The sequence below is a fragment of the Alistipes megaguti genome, from assembly GCF_944320325.1.
Classification (GTDB): Bacteria; Bacteroidota; Bacteroidia; order Bacteroidales; family Rikenellaceae; genus Alistipes; species Alistipes megaguti.
This window is the reverse complement of sequence record NZ_CALUHA010000028.1, coordinates 1-13980: the sequence shown is the minus strand read 5'-3', so window position 1 is coordinate 13980 and position 13980 is coordinate 1. Positions and strand designations below refer to the sequence as shown.

General features: G+C 62.2%; 9 protein-coding genes. 2 read left to right on the top strand and 7 right to left on the bottom strand.

Translation table 11 applies throughout. The features are described from left to right. Positions 1-5 precede the first annotated feature (5 nt). Together PUQ42_RS07960 and PUQ42_RS07955 are read left to right on the top strand one after the other, a co-directional pair. A complete protein-coding gene (locus PUQ42_RS07960) occupies positions 6-2567 on the top strand; it encodes a DUF4955 domain-containing protein (protein ID WP_273372714.1) in 2562 nt (853 codons plus the stop codon). A gap of 20 nt (positions 2568-2587) precedes the next feature. Beyond that, entirely contained in the window at positions 2588-4876 is a 2289-nt protein-coding gene (locus PUQ42_RS07955; protein ID WP_273372711.1) for a PL29 family lyase N-terminal domain-containing protein, read from the top strand. Positions 4877-5049: 173 nt separating this feature from the next. Here the strand turns inward: PUQ42_RS07955 and PUQ42_RS07950 are convergent, their stop codons facing one another. The 7 genes from PUQ42_RS07950 to ilvD form a co-directional block, all read right to left on the bottom strand. Continuing rightward, positions 5050-6015: a type I phosphomannose isomerase catalytic subunit gene (locus PUQ42_RS07950; RefSeq protein WP_273372708.1), complete on the bottom strand. Its 966-nt coding sequence runs from the start codon at positions 6013-6015 to the stop codon at positions 5050-5052. Between the two features lie 4 nt (positions 6016-6019). After that, positions 6020-7126 (bottom strand): ROK family protein, encoded by a 1107-nt coding sequence (locus PUQ42_RS07945; protein WP_273372704.1) that lies wholly within the window; start codon positions 7124-7126, stop codon positions 6020-6022. 183 nt (positions 7127-7309) lie between these two features. Next, positions 7310-8986 (bottom strand): asparagine synthase B, encoded by a 1677-nt coding sequence (gene asnB / locus PUQ42_RS07940; protein ID WP_273372701.1) that lies wholly within the window; start codon positions 8984-8986, stop codon positions 7310-7312. A 36-nt stretch (positions 8987-9022) separates the two neighbouring features. Continuing rightward, positions 9023-10069: a ketol-acid reductoisomerase gene (ilvC, locus tag PUQ42_RS07935; RefSeq protein WP_087308937.1), complete on the bottom strand. Its 1047-nt coding sequence runs from the start codon at positions 10067-10069 to the stop codon at positions 9023-9025. A gap of 81 nt (positions 10070-10150) precedes the next feature. Further along, positions 10151-10702: an acetolactate synthase small subunit gene (gene ilvN / locus PUQ42_RS07930; RefSeq protein ID WP_122119469.1), complete on the bottom strand. Its 552-nt coding sequence runs from the start codon at positions 10700-10702 to the stop codon at positions 10151-10153. A gap of 13 nt (positions 10703-10715) precedes the next feature. Further along, entirely contained in the window at positions 10716-12443 is a 1728-nt protein-coding gene (gene ilvB / locus PUQ42_RS07925; protein WP_273372695.1) for a biosynthetic-type acetolactate synthase large subunit, read from the bottom strand. 43 nt (positions 12444-12486) lie between these two features. Then, positions 12487-13980: dihydroxy-acid dehydratase (ilvD, locus tag PUQ42_RS07920; protein ID WP_273372693.1), on the bottom strand; the 1494-nt coding region annotated here is incomplete at its 5' end.

The window sequence follows — 13980 nt, the reverse complement described above, 5'->3', positions numbered from 1 at the left end:
TGTCTATGAATAAACCTTTTTTATGGATTGCGGCGCTTTCGGCCTTTGCGCTGCAGTCGTGTCAGAAGGACGACGGGATCCGCGAGGAGATCGACTCGCTGCGGGACCGTGTGGCGGCTCTGGAGACGAAGGTCGGCGATGTGAATGCGAGCATCGTGGCCTACCACCAGCTGGTGACCGGAACGAAGGTTCTGGTCGGCGTCCAGGCGAACGACAAGGGCTATGTGATCCAGATGAGCGACGGTTCGAGCTATCCGGTCATCGAGGGCGAGAAGCTCGATGCGGTGGTCCCCGTGCTGGGGATCGACGACGAGGGTTACTGGACCGTCTCGGTGGGCGAAGGTTCGACTCCCTCGCGGATCGAGGTCGACGGCAATCCGGTTTCGGCACGGCCCGTGGTCGACGGCGAACACCAGACTGAGGCCGTGGGCCGTACGCCGCAACTGCGCGTTTCGGCTGACGGCACGTGGGAGGTAAGTCTCGACGGCGTGACCTATGAACCGCTGCGGCAGAACGGTGAGGCCGTTAATGCCGTCGGAGAAAATGTCACGATCGGTTACAGCTCGGTCTTCAAGAAGGTCGACTACGACGAGGCCTCGGGCCTTCTGACCGTCGAACTCGTCTCGGGCGAGACGCGGACGTTTGCCGTCTACGACAACTTCGGTCTGACGATCGTCACGAACAACGAGGAGGAGAGCTTCTACCTTGGCGAGACGCGCCAGTTCGAGGTCGAGCAGACGAACGTCGCCGAGGCGATGCTTCAGGTCCCTGCGGGGTGGAAGGCCACGCTGGAGGAGACGACGCTGACGGTCACGGCACCGCCCACGGCTTCGGCCTCCGGCGAACCGCTCACCCTCTCGGTGGTTGCCACGTCGAAGGAGGGGTATCTGAAGATTGCGACGCTGAAACTGAAGCTTCTAACCGACGAACTCTATGCCAACGCCTGCGAGGCGTGGCGAAATTTTGAGGCCGGAACTGCGAAGAACGTACTGCTCGATTTCTCGTATGCCGGTTACAAACACGGCGAAGTGGCTCCTCCCGATGTCTGGGGGCTGGGCTACAAGGTCTACAACGTGCTTGACTACGGACTGGATCCGACAGGGCGGACCTCCTCGCGTCAGGCCTTTGTCGCACTGTTGTCCTCGCTGAAACTCACCGGTCAGAATGACCAGGGTAAGAACCAGGCCAATGCGTCGGCCAATGCGATCATCTACTTCCCCGAGGGCGACTATGTGCTCCACAACGAGGAGGACAATACGCCGATCGGCGCGGATCAGTACACGAGTTCGGATATCATCATCCGTGGGGGCAATTTCGTCCTCAAGGGAGCCGGGCGCGACAAGACGCGGCTGATCATGGATGCCGAGAACTGGCCGAGCAATCCGGCCAACATGTGGACATCACCCGTGATGCTCAACATCAAGCACAATTCGGGTACGTCGCTGATTTCGGAGGTGACGGCGGATGCTCCGGCGGGCTCCTTCTCCGTCGAGGTGAGCGGAACCACCGGGGTGAAGACCGGCGACTGGGTACTGCTCAAACTCGAGGACTCTTCGCCCGAACTTGTGGCCCAGGAGCTGGCGCCCTATGCAGTGGAGGGAGATATGGAGGATATCAAGACCATCCATATCGAGGACTATCACCAGGTCAGGTCGGTCCGCGGCAATACGGTGACCTTTTATGAACCGCTGTTGTATGCCGTCGAGTCGAAATGGAACTGGACTCTGAACAAGTACAACCACTACGAGAACGTCGGTGTCGAGGATCTCACGTTCGTGGGCCATGCCAAAGAGCAGTTCGGCCATCATGCCGACTGGCGCGACGACGGTGCCTACAAACCGCTCAACATGATGCGTTTGACCAATTCGTGGGTGCGTCGGGTCGATTTTCAGGATGTCAGCGAGGCTCTGTCGATCGTCTCGAGCGCCAACTGTTCGGCCTACGATATCCGGATTACGGGCAACCGCGGCCACTCGGCCGTTCGTTCGCAGGGCTCGTCGCGCGTCTTTATCGGCAAGATCATCGATCAGACGAGCGGCTACGAATGTGTCACCTCGAGCGGAGCTCCGGGCAGCACCTTCCTGCAGAATGCCGGCCAGTATCACGCCTCGGGTGTCTCGAACCCGGCGCTGGGCACCGTGTTGTGGAACAATACGTGGGGAACTGATGCGATGTTCGAGTCGCACTCCAAGCAGCCGCGGGCCACACTAGTGGACCGTTGTACGGGCGGCTTCGTGCAGTGGCGCTTCGGCGGCGACAACAAGAACGTCCCCAACCACCTGCGCGATCTGACGATCTGGAACCTCAATGCCACGAACACCAAGCATGATTTCAGCGGAGTCTTCCGCTGGTGGCTGACGAACGATCCGTGGTGGAAGACGCTGCCTCCGATCATTGTGGGCTTCCATGGTGCGCAGGTCAACTTCTCCGAGGAGGACGAGCAAGGCAACCGACAGCTCGAATACCTCGAGAGCAACGGACAGGCCGTCGAGCCGCAGTCGCTCTATGAGGCGCAGTTGCGCAAGCGTCTGGGATATGTTCCCGGCTGGCTGAACTCCCTGAAATAAAAAACAATACACGATAAATTATGAAAAAGTATCTGATTTTGTTATTCGTCGCGGCGGCTGCGGTCTTTCAGTCGTGCGACAACAACGACGACCTGTGGGATGCGATCGACGATCTGAAGGGCCGGGTTCAGGCTCTCGAGACGCAGGTCGACGCCTTGAACAACAACGTCGAGGCGATGAAAGCACTCTACAACGAAGGTGCGACGATCTCCGAGGTGAGTGAAACCGACGGCACCTACACCTTGAAGCTGACCAACGGAACGACGCTCACGCTGACGCAGGGCAGTGAGGCCGAGGCGGTGATTCCGGTGGTATCGATCGATGCCCAGGGCAACTGGCAGTATACGGTCGACGGCGGGAAGAGCTTCATCTCCTTGAATGTGAATGCGGTGGCCGAAGACGGCGTGACGCCGCAGTTCCGCGTCGACGAGACGACGGGTGTCTGGCAGATCAACACGACGGGCGAGGAGTCCGGGTGGACGAATGTCAAGAATACGGCCGGCGAGGATGTCAGCGCCGTTGGCGGCACGGTGACCGACAAGTTCTTCGACAGTGTGCGTACCGAGGGTAACGTTCTTTATATCAAACTGCTCGGCGGCGAGGAGCTGCAGATCCCGATTGTCGAGGATTTCTTCTGCCGGATCGTCACCACGACGGAGGGCGTGCAGACGTTCGGCGCTGGTGAGACGAAGCGTTTTGTGGTGGAGATCCGCGGTGTGGAGACGACGGTGGTGACCTGCCCCGAGGGTTGGACGGCGCATCTGACCGAGCCGGCCAGCGAGCAGGCCGAACTGGTGGTGACGGCTCCGGTTCCCGGAGCGTCGACGCTCGGTACGCGGGCCACAGCCAACTCGTCGCAGGATGTGGCCATTCTCGCCACGACGGGCAAATATTCCTGCATTTCGAAGATTCAGGTCGAGAGTACGGGTCAGGAGGTGGAGGCCCCGACCATTTCGGTCGCCCTCTCCGCAACGACTCTTCCGACCGAGTCGACGCTGACCTTCGAAGCACAGCTTTCGGCCAATGCCGACGGCTGGAAATATATTTGCCAGAAGTCTGATGTCGTGGAACTTCCCGATGCCGCGAAGATCTTCGCCGACGGGACGACGGTTGCGGGTTCGAGCGTGACGGTTGAAGGACTGGAGGCTGAAACGACCTATAAAATCTTTGCCGTAGCCTATACGGGCGATCTGACGAGCGAAGTCTCGACGGCAGAGGGTACGACAACGGCGATTCCGGCCGATCCGAACGACTACTACGAGTCCGGTGTCGAGATCAACGGCGTGCGCTACGACAAGACGAGCGAAGGGGCCCGCTTGCTGGAGATCGATGCCGGTGCGACGGAAAATCTGACGATCAGTGTCCCCAATACGCCGACCGTCACCTTTGTCGGAGCGGACGAGAGCGCGGATTACAAGTTTGTCATGGCGCCCTCCACGAGTCTGGCTGTTGAGGCCAACAACGTCTTCATCGGTCGTTATGCCGATTCGAAGCCGACGATCACGCTGTCCCGTTATCTGGCGCTGCGCAATCCGGGCGGCACGGTGATCTTCAAGAATCTGACGCTGGATTTCGAAGGTGTGACGAAGGACAATTACATGTTCAATTTCAGCGATTCCGGCGGTGTCGGAACGCTGATCTTCGAGGATTGCGAGATTGTCTACGCCAAGCAGAGTCTGATTACGGGTTACAAAGGAACCGGTTCGATCGGCAACATCGTCTTTCGCAACTGCAAGATCCGTTACACGGGTACGGAGACGACCTATGTCATCAATCTGAGCAATCCGGGGAGCCTCAATCTTTCGACCCTGACCGGTCTCACGTTGGAAAACAACATCATTTATTCGACGCAGGCCAGCGCGAAGAATTCCGCCTTCCTGACGGCCAACAATCAGGATCTGAGTAATATGACCTTGACCGTCACACGGAATACGTTTGTCGACCTGCGTGGCAGCGGAACGACCGTGAACTCCTCGGCGCTCTTTGTTGTGAGCAAGTTCGGCAGCATTTCGTGCAAGAACAATCTCTTCTACGCCACGATCAATACGGCCTATCCGGCCGTCTTTGCCCTGACGAACAATTACGATACGGCCTGGCCGACGATCGATATGGAGCGTTCGGACAATATCTCCTACGGCAGTCAGGGGTGGAAGATGTTCTCCGAGATTTCGACCGCTTACCATCCCTCGTCGTACGATGTGGTGACTGTTCCGAAGGTAAACTCCGATCCGCTCACGACATGTGATCCTGCAAACGGCAAGTTTGTGGTCAATCCCGAATATGCCGCATTCGGCTCGACGCTCGAATAGTCGAACGTTGTCCGATATGAAAAGAGGCTGTCCCGCATCGCGGGCAGCCTCTTTTTTTGTGATCGTGGAATCGCGAAAACGGTCGTGTCGATCGTGTCGGCGGTGCGGCTGCGACAAAAAAGAGGCGGAGTTCTTCACTCCGCCTCTCTTCTTTTTGGATACCGGACCTTCCATCAGGCGATCCAGCTTGTGAGCAGCTTCATCGAACCCTCGGGCGTAAAGCGCAGCAACTGCGCCGAAGCCGGAACCAGCACAGTCTCTCCTTGATGCACCGGAACCGTTTCGCCGCGGTCGTCGGTCAGCGAGCCGTGACCCTCGAGACACATGACGACGACGAACGAATCCAGCGTCGAGAGGTCGAGCGTCTGCTCGCGGGTCAGATCGAAGAGCGACGTGGTGAAGTAGGGGCACGAAACCAATTCGACGCGCGTATCGCGGGCCGGCGTATAGTGCGTGCGGTAGTCGGGCAGCACGGTGTAGTCGATGGCACCTTTGGCCTGTTCGGTGTGCAGTTCGCGGGGTTTGCCGTCGGCACCTACACGGCCGTAGTCGTAGATGCGGTAGGTGATGTTCGAGGTCTGCTGGATCTCGGCGATGAACGATCCGGCGCCGATGGCGTGGACACGGCCGGCGGGCAGGAAGAAAACGTCGCCCGGACGGATGGCGTAATCGGCCAGAATGTCCGTGATGGTGTGGTTCTCGACGCTGGCCTCATACTCCTCGGGGGTCACCTGCTTCGAGAAGCCTGAACGCAGATGAGCTCCGGGATCGGTGGCCACGACATACCACATTTCGGTCTTGCCCTTCGAGTGGTGGCGTTCCCAGGCCAGCTTGTCGTTGGGGTGTACCTGGATCGAGAGGTCCTGCCGGGCATCGATGAACTTGATCAGCAGCGGGAATTCGTTGCCGAAACGCTCGTAGTTGGCCTTGCCCAGCAGTGCGGCGCCGTGACGGGCCAGCAGATCCGGGAGTTTGGTGCCGGCCTCGGGACCGTTCGCAACGACGGATTCGTTGCCTTCGACCCCCGAGAGTTCCCAGCTCTCACCGATGTTGTGTTGTTCGGTTTCGATCTGTTTGTAGGGGGCGATCTTCTCGCCGCCCCAGATCAGGGATTTCAGAATCGGTTGAAACTTGTACATGTCGTTATGCGTTTTGTGCATCGAGTTGACTCAGTGCGAAGGCGTAGGCGCCGACCGAGATGGCCTGGCTGGCGCCCAGTTTGGAGATCATCACGCCGATACGTTTCTGCGGATCGTAGGCCACGTAGCGGTCCGTGCCGTAGACCTGGAGCGTGCGCTGGTCGCCGCGGGCGAATTCGAGGAATTCGGCCGCGTTGTCCAGATCGTAGACCTTCATCTGTACGCGGTTGAGTTCGTTGCCGTTGAGCTGGTGGATCTTCGAGCGCAGTTCGTGCAGCAGGCTGGGCATGATCCACTTGCGGGCGGCGGTGATACCTCCGCCGATGACGATCAGACCGTCGATCAGCGTCACGGCCGTAGCCATGGCGTCGCCGGCTACCTCACCGAACTCGGCAAAGGCCTTGCGGGCCGCCTCCATGTCGCCCGGGCGGGTTCCGTCGGCGATTTCGCAGATCTCCTTGGGTTCGAAACCGTGGTCGGGGTTGCCGCTCAGTTCGCCGTAGACGCGTTTGATGGCGCGGACCGAGACGCCGTCCTCGACGATGATGTCGGGGTATTTCTTGTGGCGCAGGCAGAAGGTCTCGACGCAGGAGTTGTCGCCGCGGTTGAGGCGGTTGTCGACGACGATGCCGATGCCGAAACCCGTTCCGAACGTATATCCCAGCAGGTTCTTGTAGCGTTTGGGGCTGTTGAGGGCCTCGAGACGGGCGTTGATCTGGGGCAGGGCGCCGCCCAGGGCCTCACCGTAGGCGAACAGGTCGCCGTCGTTGTTGATGAAGACCGGGATGCCGAACGTCGCCTCGAGGAAGGGGCCCAGCGCCACGCCGTCACGGAACGACGGGAAGTTGGGCAGATAACCGCCGATGATGCCGTTGGGGTAGTCGGCCGGGCCGGGGAAGGCGAAGCTGATGGCGACGGGTTTCTCCGCAAGCCGGTCGATGATCTGCCGGAATCCGTCGACCATCGTGGCCAGACACTGATCCAGATTGTCGGCGTGTGAGGGCATGGTGATGGGTTCGACGATGAAGTGGTTGGCCTGCATGGCTCCGAAGACGAAGTTCGTGCCGCCGGCATCGAGGGTGATGACCACCCGGTTGTCATGATCGTACATATCAGGTAGAGTTTAGATTTTGCAGCGTTTTGTTCGACAAAGGTAGGAAAATTTGCCCGCACGGCCAAGCGGAAACCGACCGATCTGTCGAAAAGAGAGGCGTGCGGTTCCGGGTTCGGATAAAAAAAGAGGACCGCCGCCCATCGGGCCGGCGATCCTTTCGTTGTGTCTGGGATCGGGGAATCAGATCTTGTGCGTGAGATCGGTGTTGTGTACGCCGAGCACGGCACGGCCCGAGGGGTCGTTGCAGTTGGCGAACGACTGGTCCCAGGCCAGCGCTTCGGCCGTGCTGCAGGCCACCGACGGGACGGAGGGCACCGTGGCGGCGGCGGTCTGCGAAGGGAAGTGCTCCTCGAAGATCGAGCGGTAGAAGTACTCCTCCTTGTTCTGCGGCGGGTTGATCGGGAAACGCTCGGCGGCGTGCTCCATTTCGCGGTCGGAGACCGCTTCGGAGGTGATGCGCTTGAGCGTGTCGATCCAGCTGTAACCCACGCCGTCGGAGAACTGCTCCTTCTGGCGCCAGACGATCTCCGCGGGGAGCATATCCTCGAAGGCCTTGCGCAGCACCCACTTTTCGATGCGACCCTGGCCGGCCATCTTGGCTGCGGGGTTGAGGCGCATGGCCACGTCGAGGAACTCCTTGTCGAGGAACGGCACGCGCCCCTCGACGCCCCACGCCGCCAGCGACTTGTTGGCCCGGAGGCAGTCGTAGAGATGCAGCCGGCCGAGTTTGCGCACGGTCTCCTCGTGGAAGGCCCGCGCATCGGGGGCCTTGTGGAAGTAGAGGTATCCGCCGAAGATCTCGTCGGCCCCCTCGCCCGAGAGGACCATCTTGATGCCCATCGACTTGATGACGCGGGCCAGCAGATACATCGGGGTCGAGGCGCGGACCGTGGTCACGTCGTAGGTTTCGATGTAGTAGATCACGTCGCGGATGGCATCCAACCCCTCCTGGATCGTGTAGTGGATCTCGTGGTGGACGGTACCGATGTGGTCGGCGACCTTGCGGGCGGCGGCCAGGTCGGGCGAACCCTCGAGTCCCACGGCAAAGGAGTGCAGCTGGGGCCACCAGGCCTCTTCGCGGCCGCCGCTTTCGATGCGGCGGTCGGCGTACTTCTTGGCCACGGCCGAGATGATCGACGAGTCGAGACCTCCGGAGAGCAGCACGCCGTACGGTACGTCGGACATCAGCTGCCGGCGGACGGCCTCCTCGAGCGCCGTGCGGAGTTCGCCGATGTCGGCCGGATTATCCTTCACGGCGTCGTAGTCGAACCAGTCGCGGCGGTACCAGCGGACCATCTTGCCTTCACGCGACGACCAGTAGTGGCCGGGCAGGAAGGGCTGGATCGTTGTGCAGACCCCTTCGAGGGCCTTCAGCTCCGAGGCGACGTAGAACTGCTCGTCGCGGTCCCAGCCGATGTAGAGCGGAATGACGCCGATCGGATCGCGGGCGATGAGGTACTCGTCGTGCTCGATGTCGTAGAGGGCGAAGGCGAAGATGCCGCTGATCTTCTCGAGCAGTCCGAGTCCCATCTTCCGGTAGAGGGGCAGGATCACCTCGCAGTCCGAACCGGTCATGAAGTCGTACTCCGAGGCGAGCTCGGCGCGGATTTCGCGGTGATTGTAGATTTCGCCGTTGACGGCCAGCACGAGCTTTCCGTCGCGGCTGTACAGGGGTTGCCGGCCCGACTGGGGGTCGACGATCGAGAGGCGTTCGTGCGCCAGAATCGCCCGCTCTCCGCAGTAGATCCCCGACCAGTCGGGGCCGCGGTGGCGAATCTGCTTCGACATTTTCAGCACCTGGGTGCGCAGCGCATCCGACTGCTGCCGGATGTCGAACAATCCTACGAATCCACACATGATAGTTCTTCGTTTTGGGTGTTTGGTCTATTGCAGTCAGTTGTTTTCGGGGCGGAGTTTGCGGACGACGGCGCCGGCCTGCCACATCTCGCTTTCGCGCATCTGGCGCAGCTCTTCGTTGAGCTTCGTGCGGTAGTCGGGCTGGCTGTTGGCGTCGATCGAGATCTGGGCCTCGTTGCCGCTGCGGACGCTTTCGTAGAGCTCCTCGAAGACGGGCTTCGTGGCGTCGCGGAAACGCTTCCACCAATCCAGTGCACCGCGCTGGGCCGTGGTCGAGCAGTTGGCATACATCCAGTCCATGCCGTTTTCGGCCACCAGCGGCATAAGCGACTGCGTGAGCTCCTCGACGGTCTCGTTGAAGGCCTCCGAGGGGGTGTGACCGTGGGCGCGCAGCGTGTCATACTGGGCGGCGAAGATCCCCTGGATGGCACCCATCAGCGTGCCGCGTTCGCCCGTGAGGTCGGAGTAGACCTCGCGCTGGAAATCGGTCTCGAACAGATAACCCGAACCGACGCCGATACCGAGGGCGATGACGCGCTCCATGGCGCGCCCCGTGGCATCCTGGAAGACGGCGTAGCTCGAGTTCAGACCGCGGCCCTGGAGGAACATCCGCCGCAGCGAGGTGCCCGAACCCTTGGGGGCGATCAGGATGACGTCGACGTCGGCCGGCGGGATGATTCCCGTGCGGTCCTTGTAGGTGATGCCGAAGCCGTGCGAGAAGTAGAGGGCCTTGCCCGGCGTGAGGTGCTTCTTGATGGTGGGCCAGACGGCGATCTGTCCGGCATCCGAGAGCAGGTACTGGATGATCGTACCGCGCTGGGCGGCCTCTTCGATCTCGAAGAGCGTCTCGCCCGGCACCCATCCGTCGGCCAGGGCCTTGTCCCAGCTCTTCGAGCCCTTGCGCTGTCCGACGATCACGCGGAAGCCGTTGTCGCGCAGGTTGAGCGATTGTCCGGGGCCCTGCACGCCGTAGCCGATGACGGCGATGGTTTCGTCCTTCAGGGTTTCGAGAGCCTTCTTCAGCGGAAACTCTTCGCGGGTTACGACGTTCTCCTCGACGCCGCCGAAATTGATCTTTGCCATAGTTTTTTTATTGTTTTGGTTTGTTGAACTGTTTTTTCAGATTGGGTTTTGCGGGTCATGCCGGCCCGTCTCATCGTCTTTTCAGGCATTGCACGGTTCGGACTGTGGCTGTCGGCGCATCTTTTCGAGCTCCTCGAGGTATTCGTTCAGCAGTTCGCGCCGCGACTTGATGACCGCCACCGTGCCGCTGCGTACGAACTGCTGGACGCCGTAGGGTTGCAGCAGGCGGAACAGCTGCTGGGTCTCCTCCTTGTGGCCGGTCTTTTCGACGACGATGTAGTCGGTGTCGACCTCCAGGATGCGGACGTTGTGGCGCCGGACGAGCTGTTCGACGCTGTTGCTGCGCGTCACCTTGTAGAGGGCGATCTCCTGCTGGACGACCTCTTCGGGCCGATAGACGAAGGCCTTCAGCACGTCGATCTTCTTCTCGATCTGCCGCACGACCTTCTCCACGGTTTCGGGCGTTGTGCGCACGACGATCGTGAACTTGTGAATGCCGGGCAGGGCCGACTCCGAGGTGGTCAGGCTCTCGATGTTGACGTTGCGGCAGGTGAAGACCGTGGTGATCTGGCTCAGCAGGCCGACCTTGTTTTCCGAAAATACGGTGATGATGTATTCCTGTTCCGTTTCCATGTTCCGATGCGGTTTATTCGAGACGGATCTCCGCGGCGGGGGCTCCGGCGGGGACCATCGGGAAGACGTTTTCCTGACTTTCGACGCAGACCTCCAGCAGAAAGGCTCCCTGCGAGGCCTTCATTTCGGCCACGGCGTCGGCGAGCTCTTCGCGGCTCTCGACGCGGCGGTAGCCGAGGCCGTTGGCGCGGGCGATCATCCCGAAGTCGGGGTTCGTGAGTTCGGTGAACGAGTAGCGCGAGTCGTAGAAGAGCTCCTGCCACTGGCGGACCATGCCGAGGAACGAGTTGTTCAGCAGGACGATCTTCACCGGGACCTTCGACTGGAAGATCGTTCCCAGCTCCTGAATGGTCATCTGCAGCCCGCCGTCGCCGACGAACAGCACCACGTCGCGCTCCGGGGCGCCCAGTTTGGCGCCGATGGCGGCCGGCAGCCCGAACCCCATCGTCCCGAGGCCGCCCGAGGTGACGAGGCTGCGCGTGTGGCGGAATCCGAAGTAGCGTGCGGCGAACATCTGCTGCTGTCCGACGTCGGTGACCACCACGGCGTCGTTCGCGTAGGCGCGGGCCACCGTATCGACCGCCTCGCCCATGTGGATCCGTCCGCCCGCCGGGTGAAGGGCCTTGTCGATGACGCGTTCGCGCTCGATGCGGTCGCAGACGCGGAATCCCTCGATCCACGCGCTGTGGTCGCGGCTGTGGATGCGCTCGGTTAGCATCGGCAGCGTCTGCCGCACGTCGCCCGCCACGGGGACGTCGGCCGGGATGATCTTGCCGATTTCCGCGGGGTCGATCTCCAGATGGATGACGCGGGCATTCTCGGCGAAGTGGGCGGGCGAACCCGTCACGCGGTCGTCGAATCGCATCCCCACGGCGACGATCAGGTCACACTCGCGGTTGCGGATGTTGGGTCCGTAGTTGCCGTGCATGCCGAGCATGCCGACGTATTGCGGCGCGTCGGTCGGCACGGCCGACAGCCCGAGCAGCGTTGAGGCCACGGGCATGCCGCTCTTTTCGAGGAAGGCGCGCAACTGTGCCTCGGCGTTTCCGAGCAGGACGCCCTGTCCGACCATCACCAGCGGACGCTGTGCCTCGTCGATGAGCCGCGCCGCCTCGTCCAGCCGTGCGGGGTCGGGCTCCGAAACGGGGACGTAGCTGCGGATCGAGGTGACCCGTTTGTAGTGGAACGGCGCCACGCCGCACTGTGCATCCTTCGTGATGTCGACCACCACGGGCCCCGGACGCCCCGAACGGGCGACGAAAAAGGCCTTGGCGATGGCCGCCGGAATCTCCTCGGCGCGCTTGACCTGACAGTTCCACTTGGTGACGGCCTGCGTGATGCCGATGAAGTTGGTCTCCTGAAAGGCGTCGGTACCCAGCAGCGAGGAGCCGACCTGTCCGGTGATGAGCACGATCGGTGTGGAGTCCATCAGGGCGTCGGCCAGCCCCGTGACGGTGTTCGTGGCGCCGGGGCCCGAGGTGACCAGACAGACCCCCACGCGGCCGCTGACGCGGGCGTAGCCCTGCGCGGCGTGGACGGCACCCTGCTCGTGGCGCACCAGAATGTGGCGCAGTCGGTCGCGGTAGTCGTACAGGGCGTCGTAGACCGGGATGATGGCCCCGCCCGGGTAGCCGAACAGCGTGTCGACCCCTTCGATCAGAAACGATTCGAGCAGCGCCCGTGATCCGGTCATGCGGACCCCGTCGATGGTTTGTTGCGCTTCGTCGGATGAAGTATGCATGGCGTGAATGTTTTTCGTGGTCGGGTTTCCGTTTGTGAGAGGGTTACTCCTCATTGTCGAGGATCCGCACGGCGCCGCGGTCGGCCGAACTTACGAGCCGGGCGTAGGCCTGCAGCGATCGTGGAACCTGCCGGTCGCGGGCTGCCGGTCGGAATTGCCTCTGTGCGGCCATGCGGGCCGAGAGCTCCCGATCGTCGACGACGAGGCGGATCGAACGCTTCGGAATGTCGATCTCGATCTCGTCGCCCGTGCGGACGACGGCGATCTCGCCTCCGGCGGCCGCCTCGGGAGAGACGTGCCCGATCGAGAGTCCCGACGTGCCGCCCGAGAAGCGCCCGTCGGTGATCAGGGCGCAGACCTTGTCCAGGTGCTTCGACTTGAGGTACGACGTCGGGTAGAGCATCTCCTGCATGCCGGGGCCGCCCTTGGGCCCTTCGTAGCGGATGACAACCACCTCGCCCGGTTGAACCTCGTCGTTGAGGATGCCGTGCATGGCCTGCTCCTGCGACTCGTAGACGCGGGCCCGGCCGCGGAAGACGAAGAGCCGCTCGTCGACGCCGGCCGTCTTGACGACGCACCCCGAGCGGGCGATGTTGCCCGTCAGTACGGCCAGCCCTCCGTCGCGGAAGTAGGCGTGGTTCAGATCGCGGATACAGCCTGCCGTGCGGTCCGTGTCGAGCTCCTCGTAGTAGCACTGCTGCGAGGCCATTTCGCGGCTGTAGTGACCGGCCGGGGCGCTCAGCGAACGGCGTCGGGCGGCATCTGCGGCCGTCGGACGGCGTACGTCCCCCGCGGCGATCGCCTCGCCCAGCGTGCGTCCGTCGACGCGCCAGACCGACGTGTCGAGCAGCCCGCCGCGGTCGAGTTCGCCCAGAATCGAGAGAATGCCGCCGGCACGGTTGACATCCTCGATGTGGTAGTGGGAGTTGGGGGCCACCTTGCAGAGGACGGGCACCCGCCGCGAGAGACGGTCGATGTCCTGCATCGTGAAGTCGACCTGCGCCTCATGGGCCACGGCCAGCAGGTGGAGCACCGTGTTGGTCGAACCTCCCATGGCGATGTCGAGCGACATGGCATTCTCGAAGGCGGCCTTCGTGGCGATCGAGCGGGGCAGGACGCGTTCGTCGCCCTCGAAGTAGTAACGCTCGGCGTTACGGACGATCAGCGCTGCGGCATCCTCGAACAGCTGGCGGCGGTTGGCGTGTGTGGCGACGATCGTCCCGTTGCCGGGCAGCGAGAGCCCCAGCGCCTCGGTCAGGCAGTTCATCGAGTTGGCGGTGAACATCCCCGAGCAGGAGCCGCATCCGGGGCAGGCCGCGCGTTCGACGCGGGCGATCTCCTCGTCCGAGTATCTGGCGTCGGCCGACATGACCATGGCGTCGATCAGATCGAGCCGCCGGTCGTCGAGGCGTCCGGCCTCCATCGGGCCTCCCGAGACGAAGATCGTCGGCAGGTTGAGGCGCATGGCGGCCATCAGCATGCCGGGGGTGATCTTGTCGCAGTTCGAGATGCAGACCAGGGCGTCGATCTTGTGGGC